This is a genomic window from Streptomyces sp. NBC_01077, assembly GCF_045162855.1.
Classification (GTDB): domain Bacteria; phylum Actinomycetota; class Actinomycetes; order Streptomycetales; family Streptomycetaceae; genus Streptomyces.
Map to the genome: position 1 here is coordinate 5,143,320 of NZ_CP108669.1, position 22,418 is coordinate 5,165,737.

The window sequence follows — 22,418 nt, forward strand, 5'->3', positions numbered from 1 at the left end:
CGTGCGCCCTCCGGTGGTCGGCCTGCTTGCCCGGGAAGGGTACTCTATACAGCGTATAAAGTTATCGGGGAGCGGTCTGACCTGCGAGAACCCGCGAGAACCTGTGAGAACGGAACGACATGGTGGCGGCGAAGGGGAAGAACAGCAGCGGCGCCGGCGACCCCGCGCGCACCCTGGAACTCCTGTGGCGCGACGGCTCGGCCGCCCCGGCGGGACGCCGCGGCCCCCGGCAGGGCCTCACGGTCGACGCGGTCGTCGACGCGGCCCTCGCCCTCGCGGACGGCGGCGGCCTCGACGCGCTGACCATGCGCGCGGTGGCCCAGCACCTCGGCGTGACCCCGATGACGCTCTACACGTACGTCCCCGGCAAGGCCGAGCTCCTGGACCTCATGCTGGACGCCGTCTTCCTGCGGATGGACCGGCCGCCGTTCCGCCCCGACGAGCCCTGGCGGGCCCGGGTCACCGCGGTCGCGGACGCGAACCGGGCGCTGCACCTGCGCCACCCGTGGCTGGTCGAACTGCGCATCGTGCGTGCCCCGTTGGGGCCCGGCGTGATGAGCAAGTACGAGTACGAGCTCGGGGCCTTCGAGGGCCTCGGTCTCGACGACGTGGCCCGGGACTCGGCGCTGACGTACATCCTCGGCTTCGTGCAGTCCGGCGCGCGGGCGGAGCTGGACGCGCGGGCCGTGGAGCGGGAGAGCGCGATGTCCGACGCGGAGTGGTGGGAGGCCCATGAGCCGCTGCTCGCCAGGGCGCTGGACGAGTCGCGGTTCCCGCTGGCGGCGCGGGTGGGGGAGGCTGCGGCGATCGCGTACGACGGGCTGTACGACGCGGAACACGCGTACGGCTTTGGTCTGGCGCGGGTGCTCGACGGGCTGGCGGCGCTGGGATCGGTCTGAGGCGGGGCCCGGTCGGGCCTGGCCGCACCGGTCAAGCCTGGTCGTGCCTGCCGGGCCTGGTCACGCCCGGTTGCGACTGTCGGGCCCGGGTCAGGCCCGCAGCCGGAGCAGCTCCCGCACCCCCGCCTTGAGGCGATCGGCCGACAGCTCCTGCTCGACCGTGAGGTGGTGCATGACGTCCGGTGAGAACGACGCGAGCAGCAGGTGCGCGAGGAGCGTGCTGTCGGAGCCGGGCCGGAGCCGTCCGATGAGCATGGCCACGTGCGTGTGCATCACCCGGTACGCGCCGCTGTGGTACCGGGCGCGGGGCGCGGCGGAGTGCGCGGCGAGCAGGATCTCGCGCTGCTCGCCGACGCGGTCGACGAGCGCGTCGAGGAAGGCGTCGAGCCGCGCGTCGGCCGGGGCGCCCGGTCCGAGCGGCGGCGGGCCGCTCATGTACGCCTCCTGGAACTGGCGCTCGCGGTCGTCGAGGAGCGCCCACAGGAGCTGGGAGACGTCGCCGAAGCGGCGGTAGACCGTGCCGACGCCGATGCCGCTGGCGTGGGCGACCTGGTTCATGGTGACGGCCTCGGGGCCGTCCTCGGCGACGATCCGGGCGGCGGCGTCGAGGATCTTGCGCCGGTTGCGGGCCGCGTCGGCGCGCTCGGGTGCGGGGGCGTCGACGGTGGGGAGCAGGCCGAGCAGGGGTGCCGCCGCGCCTCCGGCCTGCGGATTCTCCGTGCTCATCTGCCGACTCCCTGTCCTTGGTGCGCCGCCTGCGCGCGCTGTTCCTCGTGTCGCGCCCCGTCTCCCCGTTCCGGTCGCCCTCGATGTGAGCATACCCGTTCCCCTTGCAAACCGGATAGCAATCCGTTTAACTCGAAGCATCGAAACGGAAATTGATCCGCTTGAGGAGATCGCCATGTCCGTGAAGGTCGCCGTCATCTACTACTCGGCCACGGGTGCCGTCCACCAGCTCGCCCAGGCCGTCGCCGAAGGCGCCGAGAAGGCCGGCGCCGAGGTGCGCCTGCGCCGGGTGCCCGAGCTCGCCCCCGCCGCCGCCATCGACTCGAACCCGGCCTGGCGCGCCCATGTGGACGCCACCGGTGACATCGAGGTCGCCACCCTTGAGGACCTGGAGTGGGCGGACGCGTACGCGCTCGGCTCCCCGACGCGTTTCGGCAACGTGGCCGCGCAGCTGAAGCAGTACATCGACACGACGGGCGGCCTCTGGCAGCAGGGCGTCATGGCGGACAAGCCCGCGACCGCCTTCACCAGCGCGCACAACCTGCACGGCGGCAACGAGTCGACGCTGCTCGCGCTCTACAACACCTTCCACCACTGGGGCTCGGTCATCGTCTCCCCCGGCTTCACGGACCCGTCGGTGTACGCGGCCGGCGGCAACCCGTACGGCACCGCGCACCCGGGCGCGAACGGCGCGCCGGAGGAGAACGTCCTCGCGGCCGCCCGCTACCAGGGGCAGCGGCTGACGACGTTCGCGAAGCGGCTGAAGGGCCTGGCGGTCGACTGATCGCCACGGCAGACCGCGACATGCCATGACATGTCATGACAGATGTGCCCCCGGGGGAACTTCCCTCCGGGGGCACTTCTGTGGTGGTGCTGATGTGTCCTTGGGGCGCCGATGCCGATGCCTATGCCTATGCCTATGCCTATGCCTATGCCTTACGCCAGCGACAGGAAGAGCTTCTCCAGCCGGGCCCGCATCGCGTCGCGGTCCTCGCCGTTCCGGCGGGCGTCCTCGACATCGGTCAGGCACTGCTGGAGGCCGGTCGCGATGATCGCGAATCCGGCCCGGTCGAGGGCCCGGGAGGCGGCGGCCAGCTGGGTCACGACCTCCTCGCAGTCGCGGCCTTCCTCGATCATCCGGATCACGCCGGAGATCTGGCCCTGGGCCCGGCGCAGCCGGTTCAGTACCGACTTCAGCTCCGCACCAGCGAGATCCAGTTCCACAGCCACTCCTCACAGATACCCCAGGGGGTAATTTACTCCCCGCGCGGGGCTCCGTCGAAGACCAAGGATGACACCTGCGTCAGGGTGCGGGCGTGGAGGAGCGCGCGGAGGAGTGCGCGGGCCCGGGCGTGGACCCGGGCGGGGAGGCGTACCGCCGGAGGAACATCTCCACCCCGTCGACGACGAGGCGCTCGCCCAGCTCCTCGGTGAGCTCCGTCCCGTACTGCTCGAACACCATCTGCGGGAAGACCAGCAGCGAGTAGAGCTGGAGGACGGCGACCTCCAGATCGGGGATGTCGAGGAGACCCCGCTCCGCGAGGGTGCGCAGGGCGTCCGCGACGGCGGGGTGGTGGCCGGCCGGGCCGTGCGCGCGCCAGGCGCGGCCCAGCTCGGGGAAGCGGTGGAGCTCGGTGGCGACGAGGGTGCGCAGGGCGCGCCCCTCGGCGTCGGTGCGTACGGCCAGGCCCCAGGCGCGACCGGCGTCGGTGAGGGCGGCCTTGAGTGCGTCGGGCCCGTCGGCCTGGACGAGCCGCGCGAGATCGGGCCCGTCGCCGCGGCCTCCCTCGCCGTGTCCGCCGTCCCCGAGGGGCTCGTCGAGGACGCCCGCGACGACGGCGGTGAAGAGGGCTTCCTTGCTGCCGAAGTGGTTGTAGACGGTCACCTTGGAGACGCCGGCCTCGGCGGCGATGGCGTCCATGCCGACGCCGAAGCCCTCGCGGAGGAAGAGGTCGCGGGCGGCCCGTACGACCGCCTGTCGCTTACGGGCGGCGCGCGGGCCGGTGGGGGCGGGCTTGGCGGCCGGTACGGGCTGGGCGTCCATGGGCCCACCCTACCAACGGAACTGTACTCTTGAGTTCAACTGTACTGTGCCGTACAGTTCAGTTATGCCCACCGATGCCGCCGTACCCTCCCCGGCCCATGCCCAAGCCCAAGCCCATGACCACCCGCGCCCCGACCCGCGCCGCTGGACGGCCCTCGCGCTGATCTGCGCGGCCCAGTTCATGCTGGTCCTCGACGTGACCGTGGTGAACGTCGCCCTGCCGGCGCTCGCCACCGACCTCGACCTCGGGCGCACCGCCCTGACCTGGGTCGTCACCGCGTACACCCTCTGTTTCGGCGGGCTGATGCTCCTCGGCGGACGGCTCTCCGACGCCCTCGGCGCCCGCCGGGTCCTCCTCACCGGACTGGCCCTCTTCACCGCCGCGTCCCTGGCCTGCGGCCTCGCGCCGAACGCCGGCGTCCTGCTCGGCGGCCGGATCGCCCAGGGCGTCGGCGCCGCACTCCTCTCCCCGGCGGCCCTCGCCCTGGTCACCACGATGTTCCACGGCCCCGAAAGGCCCAAGGCGCTGGGCGTCTGGGCAGCCATCGGCGGTACGGGCTCGGCGGTGGGCGTCCTCCTCGGCGGTGCCCTCACATCGGGCCCGGGCTGGCCGTGGATCTTCTACGTCAACGTCCCGGTCGGCCTGGCGGTCCTGGCGACGCTCCCGAGGTTCGTACCGGCGTCGGCGAAGCGTGTGAAGGGGGGCGGCGGCCTGGACATCCCGGGCGCCCTGCTCGTCACGACCGCGACCGGCGCACTCGTCTACGGCCTGGTCACCGCGGGCGACTCCGGCTGGACCTCGGCGGCGACCCTGTTGCCGCTGCTGGGTGCGGTCGCGCTCTACGGAGCGTTCGCGGCGACCGAGCGCAGGACCCGCACGCCGCTGATGGACCTGCGCATGTTCACCCGGCGACCGGTCGTCGCGGGCTCACTGCTCATGCTGGTCGCGACGGCGCTCCTGATCTCGTTCTTCTTCCTGGGCTCGATGCAGCTCCAGCACGTCCACCGCCTCGACGCCCTGCGCACCGGCCTGCTGTTCCTCCCGGTGGCACTCACCACGGCGATCGGCGCCCACCTGGGCTCCCGCCTGGTGAGCACGATCGGCCCACGCGGCTGCGCGACCGGAGGCCTGACGGTCGCGGCCCTCGGCTGCCTGCCGCTGATCTTCCTGGACCCCGCGTCCGGCCCCTGGACCACGCTCCTGCCGGCCCTCGCGACGGCGTCGTTCGGCCTCGGCGCGGTCTTCGTCACGGCGACGACGACGGCCCTGGGCCTGATCGCCCCGCACGAGGCGGGCCTCGCCTCCGGCATCGTGAACACCTTCCACGAGCTGGGCGGTTCCATCGGCGTCGCGCTCGTCTCCACCCTGGCCCTGACCACCACGATCACCCCGACCCCGACCGGCCTCACCGCCGCGTACACCCTCTGCACCCTGACGGCCGCGGCCACAGCCCTGGCGTCCCCCTTCCTCATCCCCCGAGGCCGCCCCCACCTGACGGGCGGCCCGCACGGGATGCACTGAGATCCGGAACACCGTTGCGGCAGCGGCAGGCAAGGTGGGCGGCGGAGGCTCAGTGGGCCCCGGACGTGTCGGCGGCGGACGCCACCCGCGGAGCCCGTCGCTGCTCGAACTGACCCAGATGAGCGACGACCGAGCTGTAGAAGCGGTCGACGGCCTCGTCGATGCTGCGGATGAACCCCGACTCCGTGCCGCCCCGGCTGCTGCCCATGCCCTTGAAGAGGGACAGTCGGAAGCCGGAGATGGCCACGCCGTCCTTGGGCAGCAGATCCCCCGGCTCGGGGCGGAGCCGCTCCAGGGTGCCGCGTGGTCCGCTCCGGCCCTCCAGCAGCGTCTCGACGTGCAGGTCGGCGGGTGCGTCGTCCAGCACACGCAGGAGCCGCTTCGCGACCGACAGGGGGTAAGCGCCGTCGGGTGCGGGGACGTCGATGGACGTGCGGATCTTGCCGGTCCGGAGATCCGCGGTGAGGGAGAGGATGCTCTGCGCACCGTCGACACGCAGCTCTGCGGAGAGCTTCCCCTCTTCGCAGAGCCGGTCGGCCAGCTCCGTGCGCCGGGACTTCGGGTCGGAGCCGCGCTTGGCCCTCTGCACCGGCAGGGCCTTCTGTCCGAGCTCGCCGCCCAGCCGGAGGCAGACCTGGCGGATCAGCCGCTCCCAGCTCTCCACGACCTCCACCGCGCGGGGATCGCCCTGGCACAGGGTCTCGCCGTCGATCCCGTTGCGGACGGGAACCCATGACGGTCCCATGTTCTGGAAGCCGTGGCAGCCGGAGTTCTCGTGCTGGAGGTAGTGGAGCAGCTCCTGGAGGAGCCAGGCATGCGCGGCATTGCCGACGCCTTCGTGCCGGATCAGCATCTGTGCCTGGTGCGCCACCTCCGCCCACGAGAGGTGCCAGAGTGAGACCTTGTGCTTGCGCCTGCCGTCCGTCTTGACCTCGACGAGCGGACTGCCCTCCAGGGCCACGTCGTTGGACAGGGTGATGACGGCCTCATAACCGCGCCTCGCGGCGATGTCCATGTAGTTCTGGACCTGTTCCGACTTCAGCGGGTTGCCGTTGGTCTTGGTCTCCACGAGCGCGGTCCAGAGCTTCCCGGCCCGCTCCGTCCGGATGACCCCGTCCGGGCGCTTCGGGCTGTCGCCGTGGGGGAGCGATACCTCGGTGAACGTCTGCATCCGGCCGGCGGGAGCCCCGAAACCAGCGGTGAGGCGGCGACCGAACTCCGGCACTTCCGCCATGACGGAGAGCAGGACCGATGTCGCGCGCACCTCCCGCTCCCGGTCGCTCTTGTAGGAGGGAACGGGGAAGAGCCGGGCCGGCTTCCACGAATCGTTCTCCGCCAGGGACTTCTTCGCGGCCTTCGGGAGGGTGACCTTCTTCTTGGCCGTGCGCGTTCCGCGGCGGCGGGCGGGCTGGGGCGTGTCCGAGAGCGGGGCAGGAACGGCGGCCGTCCCGTCCGGGGCCGATGCCGCGCGATCCGTGGAGGCGTTGGCCTGCGCCGGGATCCGGAGGGCGTCGGATGCCCGTAGGTCGGTTTCGGTCACGCCGGGGGACGTCTCCCCGGCTCCCCTTGCGGCCTCGGAGCGGCCGGCCGCGCTGGCTTCCTCTCCGCCGCCGCCCTGGATCTCCGCGCCCTCGACGTCCTCGTCCTCGCCCTCGTCGACCGTGATGCCGAAGTCGGTGGCGAGACCGGCGAGACCGGTTTCGTATCCCTGGCCCACGGCACGGAACTTCCACTGGTCGTTGCGCCGGTACAGCTCGCCGAAGATGAAGGCCGTCTCGATCGTGGCGTCCGGGATGGAGAACCCGAGGAGCGCTTCGCCCGAGCGGTCGGTGACGGTCATGCGCAGGTCGTCCAGATCCCCGAAGCAGGCACCGCCGTACTGACTGGCCGCCACGACGACGGTGGCGACGTCCGAGGGGATGGCCGTGAGGTCGAGGCTGATCCGGTCCTCGCTGCCGTTCTCCGTGGGGACCTTGCCCAGGAGCTGCACACTGCCGTCCTCGGCGGCGGCGTGGTTGTAGAAGTAGAAGTCCGAGTCACTGCGGACCTTGCCGTCGCCGTCGACCAGCAGCACCGAGACGTCCGCGTCGCCATCGCCGGCCGCGCTGCTCCAGCTCAGACCGACGACGACCGACCCAGCGTCGTCACTGAGTGCAGCCAGTCCGATGTTGGCTCCCTTGGCCATCTCGTGCATGCGTCCCCCGGACCTCGCGATGTGATGTGCATCTCAGGGGACCGTAGCGTCCTCAACAGGAGGATGGGGAGGGAATGTGAAACCTGGACTAACGGTGTGCGTCGATGGCCTGAAAGGGCCACTCGGCAGGCGGATGACAGGCCTGCCGAGCGGCCTCGGTGGACTGCCGAAGGCCGGTCCGCGCCCCTCAGTCCTGGCTCGGGCCCGCCTCGTCGACCGGGCGGATGACCACCGCGTACTCCGGGGCGCCGGCGGGCTGCGGGCAGCGGGCGACCTGGGCGGCGATCTCCGTCACGCGCTCCAGGGAGGCGCAGTCGAGCAGCCAGAAGCCGGCGATGACCTCCTTCGTCTCCGCGTAGGGGCCGTCCGTGACGACCGGCTTGCCGTCGCCGTCCACCGTCACGAACCGGGTGGTGGCCGGGGCGGCGAGGCCCTGGGCGTCGATGATCTCGCCCTTCGCCGTCAGTTCCTCGTTGATCGTGTTCATGTGCGCGAACATCGCCTTGACGTCCGACTTGCTCCAGGCGGGGCTGCTGTCGGTGGGGCGGCCCACCATGGCCTCGTAGTCGGCCTGGCTGCCCTGCACCATCACCAGATACTTCATGACGTCCTCCTCGCTTCTCGTTTCCCGCTTCCTGCGGGGTGCCGCGTACTGCCTCTCGCAGGACAGTCGGAGCCGAGGACCGGTTCTCGACACCGCGCGGGCATCGACCGGAAAAACCGGAGAAATCACCCGCCCGCACCATGATTCCGGTGTGAACGCCTTCAGCTACTCCGCCGCCTTCATCACGTTCTTCTCCGTCGTCGGCCCCCCGAAGGTCCTCCTCGCCTTCGCCGGCCTCGCCCAGGTCCACCCCGTAGGCCAGATGCGGACCATCGCCCTCATCTCCTCGGGCGCGGCCGTCCTCGTCGGCCTGGTCATGGGCATCACCGCCCCCTGGCTGCTGAACGTCTTCCACATCAGCACCCCCGCGCTTCAGCTCGCCGGCGGCGTCATCTTCTTCATCTACGCGGTCGGGCTCGTCCTCGGTCTCCACCTCGGCTCCAACACGACCCACCAGGACGCCCCCGACCTGGTCAGCGGCGTGCGTGAGCTGCTCATGCCGTACGTCGTGAGCCCGCTCGCCATGACCGCCGTGCTCATCGAGGCGGCCGCCCGCGACTCCTTCACCTGGCGCTCGACCGTCGTCGGCTCGTACGTGTCCGTCATCGCGCTCGACCTGGTCTGCGTCCTGCTGCTCGCCCGCGTCCTGCGCCGCACCCACCACGCCACGATCGAGCTCCTCGGCCGCCTGCTCGGCCTGCTGCTCGCCGCCGTCGGCGTCGACCTGGTCCTCGACGGCCTCTCGGAACTGGGCGTCCCGGGCCTGTACTTGCGTCACTGAGCCGCGGGACGGAGCAGGCCGGGGCGGAGCGGACCGTGGGGGAGCAGGCTGGGACGGAGCGGACCACGGGGGAGCGGACCGGAGCAGGCCGGGGTGGAATCAGGCGCCCAGTTCCCGTTCCAGCGGCGTGCGGAAGCGAGGTGTCACCCGTACGTCCCCGACCCAGCCCGCCAGCCGCTCCGTCTCCGCCCCGATCGCCCGCGCCGCCACCGAGCCCACGTCCGTCAGGAGCCGGTGGACGATCTCGCCGTCCGGGCGTTGCGCCCAGCCACCGACGATCCGGCCGTTCCACCACACCGTCGGCCCGATGTTCCCGCTGCGGTCGTAGAGCGCGGCCCGGTGCTCCGGGTCCAGGTACCAGTCGCGGGACTGCCAGCCCATCGGCGTCGGATCGAGCGCGGGCAGCAGCGCCGCCCACGGCTCGGGCTCGGGTTCCCGGTCCGTCACGGGGTCGAGGTCGTCCGGCAGGACGAATCCGACCCCCTCGTCGAGCGTCACCGGCAGCGCCCCGACGGTGGCGAGCGCCGCACGCACATCCGTCACCTTCCACGCCGTCCACCACTTCAGATCCGCCTCGGTCGCCGGCCCGCAGGCCCCGAGCCACCGCCGGATCAGTTCGGCCCGCGCTTCGGCGGGATCGGGCGCGGGGTGGGAAGAGGGCCGGGGAGAAGAGTGGGCGGAGATGTCGGAAGAGGCGTGGGGAGAGTCGTCGGAAGCGGAGTCGGTCGCGCCGGGCGTCCAGCGGAACCGGCTCGACGTCCACGTGCCCTGAGGCCGGCCGCGTACGATCCGCCCCTCCATACCGAGCACCCGCAGGACCCGGCTCGCGACGGACTGGACGCCCTCCTGCCGCGTGCCCTTCCCGTACACATACGTCGATCTCAACGCCGGGACGGCTTCGCCGAGTTCGCTCCCGGTCGCCTCGCCGCGCACGGCCAGCTCGGCGAGGACGAGCCGCTCGGTCTCCGCCAGCCACTCGGCGTCGAAGGCGCTGCCCGCCGCCAAGTGCCGGATCAGCGTGGCGCGTTCGCGAACGGCGGCCGGGTCGGTCGTCGAAGCCTGTACGGCGGGGGCGAGCGCGGACGGGAAGGCGAAGAGCGTGTGCCGCATGCCGTGCATCCGGACCAGCGACCGGTCCTCGTACAGCGCCCGCTCGACGTCCGCCACCGGCCGCACCTTCCCGGTCAGCCGCGCCCCGACCGCGAGGAACACACTCGCCGGGTCCGTCCCGTGCAGCGCGACGAGCGAGCCCGCGACCTCCTCCGCCGACCCGGCCCGCGCGCCCCCTGCCAGCCGGTGCCGCACTCCGAGCCGGGCCCTGCGTTCGGCGGCGTCGATCGTCCTCGTCTCACCCATGTGGCCAAGCATGGCCTCAGGCGCTGACCGAAACGCGGAGATCGGAGCCGCGGAAGTCCGAGTCCACGGTGTCGGAGCCGAGGAAATCCGTCACCGTCCGCACGAACTCGTCCTCCTTCTCGAAGAAGACGACATGGCCGGCATCGATCTCCGCGTACGCGCTGCCGCCGATCGCCGCGTGCAGTTCCCGGCTGTTCTCCACCGGGACGGTGGCGTCCTGCGCGCACCCCACGACCAGCGTCCGCGCCGCGATCCGGGGGAGCAGCGCGCGGATGTCGACCGCCAGGTCGAGCGCCACGTGCCGCAGGGTGCCCGGGGTGGGCGGCATGTTCGGGATGAGCGCCTCGACGCCCTCGCGGCCGATGGAGTTGAGGAAGCCGCGGCTGAACCCGGTCATCGTCACGCTCCGCCCGAAGCCGGCCGGGTCGAACTCCCCGAGCCGCTGCCAGAGGGTGAACAGGTTCCGCAGGTACTCGTCGCCGTCGGTGTACGCCCACCCCGCGACCAGGACGAGGCGGTGGACCAGATCGGGGCGGAGGGCGGCCACGGCCGCCGAGACCGGGGAGCCCATGGAGAACCCGAGCAGGTCGACGGGCCCGGTGCCCGCGTCCTCGATCACCGCGATCACCTGCGCGGCGAGCGATTCGACGGTCAGCGGACCGCCGTCGTCGACCGTCCGGTCGGCGCCGGACAGGTCCAGGGTGATGACCGCACGGCCGGCGGTGAAGCGGGGCGCGGTCTGCCCCCAGTTGACGACGGCGCCACCGGAACCGGTGCCGTGGACGAGGAGAAGGGCGGGCCCGGCGCCCGAACCCTCGACGTCGTAGCGGACGTGGGCGGTGCCGACGGTGACGGTGGCCATGAGTGCTGCTCCAGGGGGGCGAGGTGGGGTGTCGTTGGCTGACACCGAGAACCCTGCCGCCCGCCGGCAACACGCGGGAGAGCCCTCCTGACCCTGGGATCGGCGATCCTAGGGAAGCCCCTGAGGACGCCCTGAGGACGCCCCGAGGACGCCCTGAGAACCTCCTGAGAACGCCCCGGGAGGGATCCGGCAGGATGGCCGCATGACGACGATCGACCGCCGTGAACTCGCCGACTTCCTACGCCGTTCCCGCGACCGGATCCGTCCGCAGGACGCGGGCCTCCCAGCCGGTCCCCGGCGCCGCACGCCCGGACTGCGCCGCGAGGAGGTCGCCCAGCTGGCCGGCATGTCCGCCGACTACTACATCCGCCTGGAGCAGGCCCGCGGCCCGCAGCCCTCGCCGCAGATGCTCGCCGCGCTCGCCCGCGCCCTGCGGCTAGACACCGACGAGCGCGACCACCTCCACCTCCTGGCCGGCCACCGCCCGCCGGCGGGCCCCATGGCCGGAAACCACGTCTCACCCGGCCTCCTCCACCTCCTGGACCAGCTGGAGACGACGCCCGCGCAGGTCCTGAGCGACCTCGGGGACGTACTGGCGCAGAACGCGATGGCCCGCTCGCTGCTCGGCGGGGTGTGCACGGTGTCGGAGCACGGCCGGAACGTGGTGTGGCGCTGGTTCGCCGATCCGGAGGCCCGTACGGCGTACCCGGCCGAAGAGCACGCGTACTACAGCCGCCTCCATGTCGCCGACCTGCGCGCGGCGTTCGGCCGCCGCTCGGGCGACCCCGCGGCGACCCGGCTGGTGGAACGGCTGCAGGGGACGAGCGAGGAGTTCGCGGAGCTGTGGGAGCGGCACGAGGTGGCGGTCCGCCGGCACAGCCGGATGCGGGTCGCGCACCCGGTGATCGGCCCGGTGGATCTGGACTGCCAAGTGCTGCTCGCCCCGGAGGGCGAGCAGCGGCTCGTCCTGTTCACACCACCGCCGGGCACGGACGCGGGGGAACGGCTGGCGCTGCTCGGCGTGGTGGGCACGGAACAGTTCACCGCGACCTGACCGGGGCGGCACGGCCGGCCCGCTGCTTGAGCGGCCCGCCCCCGCAGGCCCCGGTCACCCGGCCGCTGCCTCCATCACCCCCGCACCCGTCACCCCACCGGCTCAACCAGCCGCCCGCTCCTCCAACGGCCGTCGCCGCAGGGTGGGTTCGGTGAGGACGGGCGGCTGCCAGGCACCGTCCGCGCGGTAGAGGTTCGTGCCCGGCGGCACGATCGCGTCGATCCGGTCCAGGACCTCGTCCGTGAGGACGACCGGTGCGCCCTTCAGCAGCCCTTCGAGCTGGTCCATCGTCCGCGGCCCGATGATGACGGAGGTCACCGCCGGGTGCGCGGCGGCGAAGGCGATCGCGAGCTCGGGCAGGGAGCACCCGATCTCGTCGGCGAGCGCGACGAACTCCTCGACGGCGTCGAGCTTGGCGGCGTTGCCGGGGAGGGTCGGGTCGAAACGGTGCGGGGTGAGCGCGGGGCGCCCGCTGGTGAGGTCGATCGGCCGGCCCTTGCGGTACTTGCCGGTGAGGAAGCCGGAGGCGAGCGGCGACCAGGTCAGGACGCCCATGCCGTACCGCTGGGCGACCGGCAGGACGGAGGTCTCGATGCCCCGCGCGAGCAGCGAGTACGGCGGCTGCTCGGAGCGGAAGCGGCGCAGCCCGCGCCGCTCGGCGACGGCGTGGGCCTCGACGATCTCCTCGGCGGGGAAGGTGGAGCAGCCGAAGGCCCGGATCTTGCCCTGGCTGACGAGGTCGCCGAGGACGTCGAGGGTCTCCTCGATGTCCGTGCGGTGGTCGGGCCGGTGGACCTGGTAGAGGTCGATCCAGTCGGTGCCGAGCCGCTTGAGACTGTTCTCGACGGCGCGGGTGATCCAACGGCGGGAGAGCCCGCCCCGGTTGGGGCCCTCGCCGCCGACGGGGAAGTACACCTTGGTGGCGAGTACGGTCTCCTCCCGCCGACGGGAGTCGCGCAGAGCCTTGCCGACGATCTCCTCGGACTCGCCGGCGGAGTACATGTCGGCGGTGTCCAGGAAGTTGATGCCCTGGTCGAGGGCGGCGTGGATGATCCGTACGGACTCCTGGTGGTCGGGATTGCCGACGGCGCCGAACATCATCGTGCCGAGGCAGTACGTACTTACTTCGAACCCGGTCCCGCCGAGTACCCGATAGCGCATGCGCGCACTCTAGGAATTCGAGTGCACTCCAACGCAAGAGCAAATCGACGCGGCCCAGGGGGCGTCGACGCGGCCCAGGGGCCGTCGAGGGAGCCGAGGGAGCCGAGGGAGCCGAGGGAGCCGAGGGAGCCGTCAGAGTCGTCAGTCGTCAGAGGCGGCGGAGTCATCGGCGAGGAAGTCGACGATCAGCCGATGCAGGATCCCGGGCTGCTCCAGGTGGACGTCGTGACCGGCTCCGGGCAGCCCGGCGCCGCGCAGCGCGGGCCGGAGCCGGACCATCTCCGCGTACTCCTCGCCGCCGATGATCCCGCCCTGCTCGCCCTGCCCGAGGACCGCGAGGGTGGGGCAGGAGAGGGCGGCCCACTCCTCCCAGAAGGCGCGGGTGGCGTTCTCGTCGAGGGACCGCACCATGACCTCGGGGTCGAAACGCGGCCACAGCCCGTCGGCCCGTTCCTCGAGCCCGCCCGCCCAGCCCTCCCCTACGGGTTCCTTCCCGCCGCCCAGGTACGCGACGGCCACCTCCCGTGAGGGGAACGGCACCGGCCAGGCCCGCAGCCAGCCCCCGATCTGCTCCTGGACGCCGGGGTTCGCCCTGCCGGGCCCGGCCTCGACGAGGACGAGGGCGCGCGGGAGGCCGGGGTGGGCGGCAGCGGTGAGGAGGGCAGTGCTCCCACCCAACGACTGACCGATCAACACGGGCCGATCGAGCCCGAGCTGATCGATGACGGCGACGGCGTCGGCGACGTACGCGGCCCGCGAGACGTCCCCGGGGTGCCGCTCGCTGCCGCCGTGCCCGCGCTGGTCGAGGGCGACGACGCGATGGCCGGAGTCCCGCAGCAGCCGGGCCGTGTCGTCCCACTCGCCGGCGTGCCCGGCGAGCCCGTGGAGGAGGAGTACGCCGGTCCCGGAGCCACCCCAGTCGCGACACGCGAGCCGCACGCCGTCACGTGTCACGAACCGCTCTGACCAGGAGGGACAGGAGGAAGGAGTCATCCCTCCATGATCCCTTACGGGTTGAGGAGTTGATCGGCGACGGCGGTACGGGCGTAGAGGACGGAGCGCCCGCTGCGGTGCGCGGTGACGAGGCCGGCGTTCCGCAGGGCGATGAGGTGCTGGGAGACGCCGGCGGCGGACAGGCCGCAGTGCGCGGCGAGTTGGGTGGTCGACGCGGGGGTGTCGAGCTCGGTGAGCAGCAGGGTGCGGGAGCGCCCGAGGACGGCGGCGACGGCCTCGGTGGCATCAGCGGTACGGGGCTCCCAGACGGCACCGAATCCCTTGGCGGGATAAGCGAGTTGGGGCGGATCGGGATGAACGGAACGCGTGAGGACCCGGGGCCAGGCGAAGACGGACGGGACGAGCAGAAGCCCGGAACCGGCCTGGTCGCGGCTGATCGAGCAGTGCCGCCGTACGAGCCGCAGGGTGCCGTCGTCCCACCGCACGGTCTCGTGGAGCTCGCTCAGCACCCGCGCCGAACCGTGCTCGGCGACCTGCCGGGCCCGATGGAAGACATCGGCCTCCAGGACGTGCTGGATCCGGGCCCAGTAGGGGGCGAGGGCGAGCTCCCAGTAGGTCTCGATCTCGTCGGCGACCTTGCGGAGGGCGGCCGGGGGATCTTCGTGCAGGAGCCCGGCCCGAGGCCCGGGCTCACCTTCCCTGGCCAACTTGGCGAGGTCGTTGCGCACCTGTTCGGCGGGGGTGCGGCGGATGGCGTCGAGCTCGGCATCGAGGGTGGGGAAGGGCCCGGCGGGGCTCGGGTTGAGGAAGTCCGCGAGGTAGCCGCCGTGGGCAGGGATGAGCATGGCGAGCCACCCGCGATCGAGCCCGGCCCGCGCGATCCGCGGCTGGACCTGCGCGGCCCAGCGCCGATGGGGGGCGGAGTCGGGCCGGCCGACGAGGATGCGGTAGCTGGTGACGACCTCCCACATGGGGGAGACGGCGAAACGGGTCTGGGCGAGGTCGGCGGCGGAGAAGCTGAGCCCGGATTCCAAAATTCCACGTCCTATGAGCCGCAAAAGGGGAGGGGAGGAGACCGAATCGGATCGGATCGGATTCGGTCTGAGCTTAATCAATGGAGGGTGACGGGACGGTGCCGCAGTCTCCTCTCATGCCCTCACTCATCCCGACCTCCTTCCGAGGCCTCCCGCCCGTCGTCTGGACGCTCTTCGCCGGAACGATCGTCAACCGCCTCGGCTACCTCGTCACCCCGTTCCTGGTCTTCTTCCTCGCCTCGCGTGGAGTGACCGGCGCCGAGACCTCGTACGTCCTCGGTGCCCTCGGCGCGGGCAACCTCCTCGGCCCGGCCGTCGGCGGCATCCTGGCGGACCGCATCGGGCGCCGCCCCACGATGCTGATCGGCCTGATCGGAGCGTCGGCGGCGCAGGGCGCGCTGTTCCTCGCTCCCGGGGTGTGGACGATGGCGGCTGCGGCGCTGCTGATCAGTGCGGCGGGCAGCACGGTCTCCCCGGCGGCGTCCGCGCTCCTCGCGGACGCCGTGGACAGCGAGCGGCGCCAGCGCGCGTACGCCTTGTTCGGCTGGGGCGTGAACATCGGCACGGCGGTGGCGGGCATCCTGGGCGGCTACCTGGCCGCACAGGGCTACTGGCTGCTCTTCGCGGTCGATGCGGGCTCGATGCTCGTGTACGCCCTGGTCGTGGCGATCCGCCTGCCGGAGCCGCAGCGGGCGACGTCGCCGCGGCAGCCGGAGGGGACGAAGGCCGGAAAGGACGGGATCGGCTACGGGGTGGTGCTCCGCGACCGCCTGGCGATGCTCCTGCTCCCGCTCCTCGGCGTCCAGCTCTTCGTCTACTCGCTCACCGAGGTCGCCCTCCCGCTCGCGGTCCACGACAGCGGCCTGTCGCCGGCGGTGTACGGGGCGATGGCGGCGGTCAACGCGGTCCTGGTCGTGGCGCTGCAGCCGTTCGCGACGGCCTGGCTTGCCCGGTTCCCGCAGCTCGCGGTGCAGGGAGCGGGCGGCACGCTGATCGCGGTGGGCGTCGCACTCACGGGCATGGCGGACGGAGTCGTCGGCTACACGGTGTCGGTCGTCGTCTGGTCCCTGGGAGAAGTGGTGGTGGCGGGCATCGCCGCGGGCGTGGTGGCCAACCTGGCCCCGGCACACGCGCGGGGCCGCTACCAGGGCGCCTTCAGCTGGACCTGGGGCGTGGCCCGCTTCGCGGCCCTCACCGTGGGGGTCGCCGCGTACACGACGCTCGGCCCGGCGGTCCTGTGGTGGACGGCCCTGGTGGCGGGCACGGCCACGGCGGCGGCGACGGTGGCGCTGACGGCCCGGGTGAAGGCCCGCACGGCCCACGAACTCGCGGCGTGAGCGCGGCGGCTACTTCCCCTCGGCAAGGGTGTGGACCACGAGCGCGTTGGCGTGCCCGTGGCCCAGCCCGTGCTCGGCCTTCAGCCAGGAGACGAGCTCCATGTGCTTGGTGAGCGGCGAGGAACGGATGAGGTCCTGCCACTCGGAGATCGGCCGGCCGTACTTCTTCTCGATGGAGGGGAAGTAGCTGGCGGGGCCCTTGACGACGTTCTCGGCCACGGGAATCTCCTAGGTGAGTGAGCGGATGAGCGGTCAACTGAAGCTAAGACCCCCACCCCACCGAAAACTCATCGGCCCCGCAATCTCAATCCCACATCTCAGTCCCGTCGGATGTGCTCGGGATCGATGTGCCGCCGCACCATGGGCACGGAGGCGAGCGCGGCGGCGAGCAGCACGCCCAGCGCACAGGCGAACAGCAGGGGCAACCCGTCCCAGTCCCAGTGCACCGCGCCACCCCCGGTGATCAGATAACTGGACTCGGCAAGCCACCCGGTGACAATCGCGGCCCCCAGCCCCACCACGAGCGGCAACAACACCTGCACGACCTGCACCCCCCGCAAGGTCCCGGCCCGAGCCCCCAACAAGGCAAGCGCGGCCACCTGCCCCCGCCGCTCCATGGCCCGATCGGCCACGGACACAACGAACGCAGCCACCCCGATGACGAGCCCGAGCACCATCCCGACGGCAAGAAGACTCCGGATGACGGTGAGCTGAGCGAGGGAGTCGATGACGATGCCGACGGGCTCGACGGAGGAGGTGGGCGCGACGGCCCCGATGCCGTCGAGAACGGAGCGGATGGTGGCGGGGTCGGCGTCGCTGACGAGGGTGAGGGTGCCGGCGGAATCGGCGAGGGGGGCCGGAAGGAGGGCAGGGGGGACGAGTAGGACGCCCGAGTCGAAGACGGAGACGTCCCAGGGATGGACGTCGATCCTTTCCCGGGGAACGGTGAACACGGTCTTCTGGCCGTCATTCAACGCGAACGAGTAGCGTTCTCCCGCCTTCGGCTCGTAGTCGATGTTCGAGCGGTCATCGCGTAGTTGCATGACCTTGCCGTCTTCGCAGCCTGTGGACCGCTCTGTGTAAGCGGCGAGTTGCCTGCACGTGGAGACCACCAAATGGGCGGGAGGCACGTCACTTCCGTCCGATGGATCCCAGGAGCTGTACGAAGCCACCTGCGCCCGAACACCCGGCACCTTCGCGAACGCCTGCCGCTGCGCCGGTACGAGTTCGTTCAAGCGGATGTTGTACTCCTGAAGGGGAGCCGTCCGCCGACTGACCTGGTCCATCTCAACAAGTACGCCCTGCGTGAGGGATGCCCCGAAAATCAACAGGACCAGTCCGGTGACCACCCGCAGCGAGGACCCGGGGTCAACCTCGGTACGCCGCATCGCCAACACCACCGGCAGTGACTTCGCCGCACCAGCCAGTCGCCGCGCGAGCCACGCAGTGATGGGCGCCAACCCGAAGACGAGCCCGGCACCGGTAAGCAACACGGCGCCGGGCACCAGCAGGGAACTGGCCGACCCTCCGGACGGGTCCCGCCCCATGACGCTGAGGACGCAGTATCCGACGATGATCCCGAGCCCGGGGACCAGAAGTAGCGTCCCGAATTTCCTCGGAGGCTTATGCTCCCCGGTTCGGCGCACACTGATCGGGGAGAGGGCGGCACGCCGAGCACTGAACTGCCCCACGACCCAAGCGAGCGCCGGACACCCCAGCAGACACACGGCAACGGTCGTCGGTTCGGGGCGCCCGTCTGTCTGATACCAGTGCAACCCGGGCAACCCGACCCGTGCCATGACCTCGTTGACCCCGAGGTATCCCACGATCCCGAGCGTGGCCCCCACCAAGGCGGCAGCCATGCTCTCCCCGGCATTGACCCGCAGGGTGTCCTTCACGCTCAGCCCGACGAGCCGGAGAGCCGCGAGCCGCCTGGCACGCGATTCTCCGGAGAGCCGCGCGCAGACGGAGAGGAAGATGACGAGGGGGAGCAGCACGATGCACCCGAGGGTGAAGCGCAGGATGTTGAGGGTCGACGGCTCGACGATCTGCCGCCATGCCCTGCCGGTGCCGAAGCTACCCAGTTCCCTTGCTTCGGTCAGCTCGGCCGGAGTGGTGCCGATATAGGCATACAGATCTTCGGTGTCGCCCAAACCCTCCGGCGCGATGGTGCCGGTTACTCGGCCGGGGACAAGGCCGGCTGCCCGCGGATTGGCGGCCAGAATTTCAGCGAGTCTCGGTGAAACTAGCGCCTCGCCGGCGCCAGGAAGGCTTTCGATTCCCGGGGGTACGGGACTGGGCCCGGGGCTGGTCCGTGCGACGAAGACGCGATGGAGCGGTTGCGACCCATACGGATCCCGAAACTCTTGGTAGAGGGTGTTACTTGTCCCCGGGCGCGGCTCCCGTGCAGCCGTGCGAGTGTCATGTGCAGTGAGGATCGACGGAATCGTGAGGACGGCGGCAAGACATGCCACCCCGAGTGCCGAGCCGAACGCCATCAGCAGGAAGCGGACCTGTCCCCGAGGCCCGCTGCCCCACAACAAGCGCATCCCGAGGGTGAACGCGTTCACACCGCCACCCGCTGGCCCAGAACACCGTCCGACATCGTGTACTGCGTATCGGCCCGCGCGGCGACGTCGGCATCGTGCGTGACGATGACAACGGCCGTCTTCTGCCTGCGTGCCAGCTGAAGGAACTCCTCCAACACAGCTGCTGCGTTAGCACTGTCGAGCGCCCCGGTCGGCTCGTCCGCGAACACCACGTCCGGCCGGTGAACCAGAGCTCGCGCAACAGCAACACGCTGACTCTGGCCCCCCGACAGCTTCGAGGTCCTGCGCCGCAACAGATCGCCCATCCCAAGACGCCCCAGTACCTGGGCGGCCACCGCGTGGGCATGTGTCTTGCTGATGCCGGCGAGCCGGAGGGGAAGCGCCGCGTTCTCTTCGACAGTCAGCTCCGGCAGGAGCTCGCCGTACTGGAAGACGAACCCGAGGCGAGTACGGCGCAGGGCGCTCAGCTCTCCGTCAGGGAGGCTTGAGAACTGCACCCCGTCAAAGGTCACAGTGCCGTTGGTCGCGGGCAGAACTCCAGCGAGGCAGTACAGCAGCGACGACTTACCCGACCCGCTACTCCCCATGATGGCGGCCACTTCGCCGCGCTTGAGCGTGAAATCAGTGTTACTGACGGCCTGCTCGGTGCCGTAGAAGAGATCCACGCCCTCGGCGCGGAGGATGACGTCCATCGTGGTGTGCTCCCTGCGGAGGGGGAGCCACGGGTCAGCGGCTCCCCGGAACCGTTGACTAATTCCGTGAGAACTGCCGCTCCGGTGAGCAGTAGTCGGGTCGCAAGGAGCCACGGTCGATGCACGCGTGCATCCGCACTTCCTTGGTCTTCAGAACAGCGCCGTCGTAGAAGACCTTGTCGACCTTGACGTGCTTCTTCTGGACGCCATTGAGGTGGCCCCAGGCGTAGCCCTCAACCTTGGTGCGGAGATAGACGTTGTGGCCGTCGTTCTTGTTTTCGTCCCGCAGTTCACCCTTCACGTGGAGACCGCTCGGCACCTTGGTCGTGGACTGCCACTGGTAAGTCCCGACGAACGCAACACCCGGCGTCGTCATGACGAGTTCGTGCTCCGAGTCCGCCATCGCCACCCCCATCCCCCCGAAGAACAGCCCCGCGGCCACCACCGCCGTAGCGAACTTCCTCATCGATAACCCCTGTTTGGTCGAGCCGACTGGTCATCACAGAAAGTATCGGCATCACTACACACCGGTGACCGCAGTAACGTCCCTCCCTTCCACGACCCCCCGATCCGGTGAACCGCGTCCACCTGACGACACCAAGCGCCCGCCGCCCCGTAGGAGTGATCACCGGTGCGCCTGCGTGAAGGGGTGCGGTGGCGTCCCCAAGGATGCGCGCATGCGCTCTTCCTCTTTCCCTTCCTCCAGGCTGCGCCGCGCCCTGCTCCCGTTCGTCGCCGCCGTCGCCCTGCTCGGGACGGCCGGTTCCTCCGTCGCGGGTGCCGTGGAGGCGTGTGGGTCGGTCATCACCGCCCCGCTCGCCCGGCCTGTGTCCGCCGACGACCCCTGTCCCAGCACCGACCCGGTCGTGTGCCGGATTCGCGTGCTGCCGATGGACGAGAAGGTCGAGGCCCAGCGGACCCGGATGCAGTACCACGGGCTCCTGGAGGACATGCACCGCACCGAGGCCGCCATGCGTGAGGCGGGTGCCACGGACGAGGAGATCGCCCGCGAGCTGGTCGAGATGCGGAACCAGGCCAAGGAGATCACCCGCGCGGGCATGACCCGGGAGGAGGTCCGGATCCTGGAGCAGCGGAACATCGCCAAGTACGGCAACCCGCTCGGCCCCACCGCGGACCAGCTGTACGTCAAGTACGGCTCCTGGCAGCAGGTGATCGACGCGTCGATGCGGACCAGCTACGCCGTCGACCGCGAACTCAGCCTGGAGTACCGCCCCTGCCCCGTGTAGGCGGGGCGGCACACCCACATGCCGGTGGGCCGGGACGCATCAGCGTCCCGGCCCACCGGCATGTGGTGCGGAGTGCTCTTCTACTCGGCCCAGGGCAGCGTACGAGTGCCCTCCGTGCCCGGCACCGTGGCGTGGGCGTCGGCGCGCATCGCGACGTGGGCCTCCGCGGCCTCGGGCGCGTGGACCCGGCGGACCAGGTCCGCCGGGAGGACGACGGTCTGGCCGGCGGCGACCGTCTCGGTGCGGCCCGCGCAGGTGACGTCCAGGGTGCCGCTGGTGACCGTCCAGACCTGTTCGCGACTGATGGTGTGCTCGGGGCCGGTGGCCCCGGCGGCCATCTCGACCGTCCAGGTGCTGAGTTCGGCGCTGCCGCGGCTCGGTGCGGCGAGGCCGGTCATGGTGGCGTTGGGGGAGACGGTGACGGATTCGGGCGACGGGGTGATCACGTGCACGACGGGTGCCTCCTCTTCGCTGGGCTCTTCGACGGGCTCTTGGCTGGGCTGTTCGATGAGGTCTTCGATGAGTTCGTCGATGGGGTCTTCGGTGGGGTCTTCGGTGGGGTCTTCAGTGGGGCTGTCGGCGGGGGGCGGCGTGACCCATTCGACCAGCTGGACGACGACGCCGTTGGGGTCGGTCAGCTGGAACAGGCGCTCGCCCCAGGGCTCTTCGCGCAGCGGCATCGTGATGGGAGCGCCCTCGGCGCGAAGCCGGGTCTCCTCCGCCGCGAGGTCGGTGACGGTGAGCGCCAGGATCAGGCCGGCGGCCTGCTGGTCGCGCTGCTCGGGCGGGAGGACGTCGGTGCCCCGGCGGAGCAGCACGATGTCGACGGCGGCGTCCTCGCGGGTCAGCGAGGCGAAGCCGTCGGCGGCCATGGCCACCTGGTAGCCGAGGTGGGTGGTGAGGAACTCCCGGGAGGCGTCCACGTCGGCGACGGTGAGGGAGAGGGTGGAGGTCGAGACGTTCACGGCGGCTCCTCGGTGAGCAGGTGAGCAGGTGAGCAGGTGAGCAGGTGAGCGGGTGTTTGGGTGCGTGGGTGCGTCAGTGGATACGCAGGCACCCACGGCTACGCAGGTGCGCGGTCCTGTCTCAGTACGTGCGACGCGGCGCCTGGAACCGGTTGCGGGCGGCGGGGGCGCCACGGCGGCCGGTGCGCGGCAGCTCGCGGAGCGGGGGGCGCCGGGCGGTGGTCGGCGCCGGCCCGGTGTCCTGGGCGGCGCCGGGCTCGGTAGTACGGAACGCAGAGTTGGACGCGGAGCTGTACGCGGAGCCGTAGGGGGTGCTGAACACGGTGCGGAACGCGGCGGGATCCTGCTTCGGCATACACAGCCTCTTCCCTTTGGTTCTACGGGGCGATTTTTGCGACGGACGTAACTTTATGCACGGCGGCGCGAGTGCGTCAAGG

23 protein-coding genes are annotated in these 22,418 nt (G+C 71.2%); 7 read left to right on the forward strand and 16 right to left on the reverse strand.

The genetic code is table 11. From position 1 onward, the window contains the following. Positions 1–119 precede the first annotated feature (119 nt). Positions 120–899 carry a TetR/AcrR family transcriptional regulator gene (locus tag OG462_RS23155; protein WP_406060338.1) on the forward strand — a complete coding sequence of 260 codons (780 nt, stop codon included), beginning with the start codon at positions 120–122 and terminating at the stop codon, positions 897–899. Positions 900–989: 90 nt separating this feature from the next. Here OG462_RS23155 and OG462_RS23160 read toward each other — a convergent pair whose 3' ends face one another. Next, the gene (locus OG462_RS23160; protein ID WP_406060340.1) at positions 990–1,625 is read right to left on the reverse strand and encodes a TetR/AcrR family transcriptional regulator; all 636 of its coding nucleotides are present in this window, start codon (positions 1,623–1,625) and stop codon (positions 990–992) included. 175 nt (positions 1,626–1,800) lie between these two features. Between OG462_RS23160 and wrbA the strand changes: the two genes are divergently transcribed. Beyond that, the gene (wrbA, locus tag OG462_RS23165) at positions 1,801–2,409 is read left to right on the forward strand and encodes an NAD(P)H:quinone oxidoreductase (RefSeq protein ID WP_406060342.1); all 609 of its coding nucleotides are present in this window, start codon (positions 1,801–1,803) and stop codon (positions 2,407–2,409) included. Between the two features lie 152 nt (positions 2,410–2,561). Here wrbA and OG462_RS23170 read toward each other — a convergent pair whose 3' ends face one another. Further along, positions 2,562–2,849, reverse strand: a complete 288-nt coding sequence (locus tag OG462_RS23170) for a metal-sensitive transcriptional regulator (protein WP_030318196.1) — start codon at positions 2,847–2,849, stop codon at positions 2,562–2,564. Between the two features lie 79 nt (positions 2,850–2,928). After that, the gene (locus OG462_RS23175; RefSeq protein WP_406060344.1) at positions 2,929–3,669 is read right to left on the reverse strand and encodes a TetR/AcrR family transcriptional regulator; all 741 of its coding nucleotides are present in this window, start codon (positions 3,667–3,669) and stop codon (positions 2,929–2,931) included. A gap of 64 nt (positions 3,670–3,733) precedes the next feature. Here OG462_RS23175 and OG462_RS23180 point away from each other — a divergent pair, with 64 nt between their 5' ends. Continuing rightward, positions 3,734–5,191: a DHA2 family efflux MFS transporter permease subunit gene (locus OG462_RS23180; protein WP_406060346.1), complete on the forward strand. Its 1,458-nt coding sequence runs from the start codon at positions 3,734–3,736 to the stop codon at positions 5,189–5,191. Between the two features lie 49 nt (positions 5,192–5,240). Here the strand turns inward: OG462_RS23180 and OG462_RS23185 are convergent, their stop codons facing one another. Both OG462_RS23185 and OG462_RS23190 read right to left on the reverse strand, forming a co-directional pair. Beyond that, complete coding sequence (locus tag OG462_RS23185) at positions 5,241–7,376, reverse strand: TerD family protein (protein ID WP_406066672.1); 2,136 nt, start codon at positions 7,374–7,376, stop codon at positions 5,241–5,243. Positions 7,377–7,572: 196 nt separating this feature from the next. Further along, the gene (locus tag OG462_RS23190) at positions 7,573–7,989 is read right to left on the reverse strand and encodes a YciI family protein (RefSeq protein ID WP_406060348.1); all 417 of its coding nucleotides are present in this window, start codon (positions 7,987–7,989) and stop codon (positions 7,573–7,575) included. A gap of 151 nt (positions 7,990–8,140) precedes the next feature. Between OG462_RS23190 and OG462_RS23195 the strand changes: the two genes are divergently transcribed. Beyond that, positions 8,141–8,770 carry a MarC family protein gene (locus OG462_RS23195; RefSeq protein ID WP_406060350.1) on the forward strand — a complete coding sequence of 210 codons (630 nt, stop codon included), beginning with the start codon at positions 8,141–8,143 and terminating at the stop codon, positions 8,768–8,770. A 99-nt stretch (positions 8,771–8,869) separates the two neighbouring features. Here OG462_RS23195 and OG462_RS23200 read toward each other — a convergent pair whose 3' ends face one another. Both OG462_RS23200 and OG462_RS23205 read right to left on the reverse strand, forming a co-directional pair. Continuing rightward, positions 8,870–10,126: a winged helix DNA-binding domain-containing protein gene (locus OG462_RS23200; RefSeq protein ID WP_406060351.1), complete on the reverse strand. Its 1,257-nt coding sequence runs from the start codon at positions 10,124–10,126 to the stop codon at positions 8,870–8,872. A 16-nt stretch (positions 10,127–10,142) separates the two neighbouring features. Then, positions 10,143–10,988, reverse strand: coding sequence for an alpha/beta fold hydrolase (locus OG462_RS23205; protein ID WP_406060352.1), 846 nt, complete (start codon positions 10,986–10,988; stop codon positions 10,143–10,145). A 202-nt stretch (positions 10,989–11,190) separates the two neighbouring features. Here OG462_RS23205 and OG462_RS23210 point away from each other — a divergent pair, with 202 nt between their 5' ends. Further along, positions 11,191–12,042, forward strand: a complete 852-nt coding sequence (locus OG462_RS23210; RefSeq protein ID WP_406060353.1) for a helix-turn-helix transcriptional regulator — start codon at positions 11,191–11,193, stop codon at positions 12,040–12,042. 102 nt (positions 12,043–12,144) lie between these two features. On the opposite strand, the gene OG462_RS23215 is transcribed toward OG462_RS23210, so the two are convergent. The 3 genes from OG462_RS23215 to OG462_RS23225 form a co-directional block, all read right to left on the reverse strand. Next, positions 12,145–13,203, reverse strand: a complete 1,059-nt coding sequence (locus OG462_RS23215; protein ID WP_406060354.1) for an aldo/keto reductase — start codon at positions 13,201–13,203, stop codon at positions 12,145–12,147. Between the two features lie 141 nt (positions 13,204–13,344). Next, entirely contained in the window at positions 13,345–14,196 is an 852-nt protein-coding gene (locus OG462_RS23220) for an alpha/beta fold hydrolase (RefSeq protein WP_406060356.1), read from the reverse strand. Between the two features lie 14 nt (positions 14,197–14,210). Continuing rightward, positions 14,211–15,191 carry a DUF5937 family protein gene (locus tag OG462_RS23225; protein WP_406060357.1) on the reverse strand — a complete coding sequence of 327 codons (981 nt, stop codon included), beginning with the start codon at positions 15,189–15,191 and terminating at the stop codon, positions 14,211–14,213. 116 nt (positions 15,192–15,307) lie between these two features. On the opposite strand from OG462_RS23225, the gene OG462_RS23230 reads away from it, so the two are divergent. Then, a complete protein-coding gene (locus OG462_RS23230) occupies positions 15,308–16,528 on the forward strand; it encodes an MFS transporter (RefSeq protein WP_406060359.1) in 1,221 nt (406 codons plus the stop codon). Between the two features lie 9 nt (positions 16,529–16,537). On the opposite strand, the gene OG462_RS23235 is transcribed toward OG462_RS23230, so the two are convergent. The 4 genes from OG462_RS23235 to OG462_RS23250 all read right to left on the reverse strand — a co-directional run bounded on the left by OG462_RS23235 (position 16,538) and on the right by OG462_RS23250 (position 20,235). Further along, positions 16,538–16,747: a DUF4287 domain-containing protein gene (locus OG462_RS23235; protein ID WP_406060360.1), complete on the reverse strand. Its 210-nt coding sequence runs from the start codon at positions 16,745–16,747 to the stop codon at positions 16,538–16,540. A 98-nt stretch (positions 16,748–16,845) separates the two neighbouring features. Beyond that, positions 16,846–19,077 carry an FtsX-like permease family protein gene (locus OG462_RS23240; RefSeq protein ID WP_406066674.1) on the reverse strand — a complete coding sequence of 744 codons (2,232 nt, stop codon included), beginning with the start codon at positions 19,075–19,077 and terminating at the stop codon, positions 16,846–16,848. Between the two features lie 17 nt (positions 19,078–19,094). Then, positions 19,095–19,769 carry an ABC transporter ATP-binding protein gene (locus OG462_RS23245; RefSeq protein WP_406060362.1) on the reverse strand — a complete coding sequence of 225 codons (675 nt, stop codon included), beginning with the start codon at positions 19,767–19,769 and terminating at the stop codon, positions 19,095–19,097. Positions 19,770–19,827: 58 nt separating this feature from the next. Continuing rightward, a complete protein-coding gene (locus OG462_RS23250; protein WP_406060364.1) occupies positions 19,828–20,235 on the reverse strand; it encodes a hypothetical protein in 408 nt (135 codons plus the stop codon). 211 nt (positions 20,236–20,446) lie between these two features. On the opposite strand from OG462_RS23250, the gene OG462_RS23255 reads away from it, so the two are divergent. Beyond that, positions 20,447–21,016: a hypothetical protein gene (locus OG462_RS23255; protein ID WP_406060366.1), complete on the forward strand. Its 570-nt coding sequence runs from the start codon at positions 20,447–20,449 to the stop codon at positions 21,014–21,016. A gap of 80 nt (positions 21,017–21,096) precedes the next feature. On the opposite strand, the gene OG462_RS23260 is transcribed toward OG462_RS23255, so the two are convergent. Both OG462_RS23260 and OG462_RS23265 read right to left on the reverse strand, forming a co-directional pair. Beyond that, entirely contained in the window at positions 21,097–21,981 is an 885-nt protein-coding gene (locus tag OG462_RS23260) for a VOC family protein (protein WP_406060368.1), read from the reverse strand. A 121-nt stretch (positions 21,982–22,102) separates the two neighbouring features. Further along, the gene (locus OG462_RS23265; protein ID WP_406060370.1) at positions 22,103–22,336 is read right to left on the reverse strand and encodes a hypothetical protein; all 234 of its coding nucleotides are present in this window, start codon (positions 22,334–22,336) and stop codon (positions 22,103–22,105) included. Positions 22,337–22,418: the final 82 nt, after the last annotated feature.

Bases quoted from the DNA above. Each gene is read 5' to 3' on its own strand.
- OG462_RS23155 (WP_406060338.1), top strand. From the start codon at position 120: ATGGTGGCGGCGAAGGGGAAGAACAGCAGCGGCGCCGGCGACCCCGCG.
- OG462_RS23160 (WP_406060340.1), bottom strand. From the start codon at position 1,625: ATGAGCACGGAGAATCCGCAGGCCGGAGGCGCGGCGGCACCCCTGCTC.
- wrbA (WP_406060342.1), top strand. From the start codon at position 1,801: ATGTCCGTGAAGGTCGCCGTCATCTACTACTCGGCCACGGGTGCCGTC.
- OG462_RS23175 (WP_406060344.1), bottom strand. From the start codon at position 3,669: ATGGACGCCCAGCCCGTACCGGCCGCCAAGCCCGCCCCCACCGGCCCG.
- OG462_RS23180 (WP_406060346.1), top strand. From the start codon at position 3,734: ATGCCCACCGATGCCGCCGTACCCTCCCCGGCCCATGCCCAAGCCCAA.
- OG462_RS23185 (WP_406066672.1), bottom strand. From the start codon at position 7,376: ATGGCCAAGGGAGCCAACATCGGACTGGCTGCACTCAGTGACGACGCT.
- OG462_RS23190 (WP_406060348.1), bottom strand. From the start codon at position 7,989: ATGAAGTATCTGGTGATGGTGCAGGGCAGCCAGGCCGACTACGAGGCC.
- OG462_RS23200 (WP_406060351.1), bottom strand. From the start codon at position 10,126: ATGGGTGAGACGAGGACGATCGACGCCGCCGAACGCAGGGCCCGGCTC.
- OG462_RS23205 (WP_406060352.1), bottom strand. From the start codon at position 10,988: ATGGCCACCGTCACCGTCGGCACCGCCCACGTCCGCTACGACGTCGAG.
- OG462_RS23210 (WP_406060353.1), top strand. From the start codon at position 11,191: ATGACGACGATCGACCGCCGTGAACTCGCCGACTTCCTACGCCGTTCC.
- OG462_RS23215 (WP_406060354.1), bottom strand. From the start codon at position 13,203: ATGCGCTATCGGGTACTCGGCGGGACCGGGTTCGAAGTAAGTACGTAC.
- OG462_RS23220 (WP_406060356.1), bottom strand. From the start codon at position 14,196: ATGACTCCTTCCTCCTGTCCCTCCTGGTCAGAGCGGTTCGTGACACGT.
- OG462_RS23230 (WP_406060359.1), top strand. From the start codon at position 15,308: ATGCCCTCACTCATCCCGACCTCCTTCCGAGGCCTCCCGCCCGTCGTC.
- OG462_RS23240 (WP_406066674.1), bottom strand. From the start codon at position 19,077: ATGCGCTTGTTGTGGGGCAGCGGGCCTCGGGGACAGGTCCGCTTCCTG.
- OG462_RS23245 (WP_406060362.1), bottom strand. From the start codon at position 19,769: ATGGACGTCATCCTCCGCGCCGAGGGCGTGGATCTCTTCTACGGCACC.
- OG462_RS23250 (WP_406060364.1), bottom strand. From the start codon at position 20,235: ATGAGGAAGTTCGCTACGGCGGTGGTGGCCGCGGGGCTGTTCTTCGGG.
- OG462_RS23255 (WP_406060366.1), top strand. From the start codon at position 20,447: ATGCGCTCTTCCTCTTTCCCTTCCTCCAGGCTGCGCCGCGCCCTGCTC.
- OG462_RS23265 (WP_406060370.1), bottom strand. From the start codon at position 22,336: ATGCCGAAGCAGGATCCCGCCGCGTTCCGCACCGTGTTCAGCACCCCC.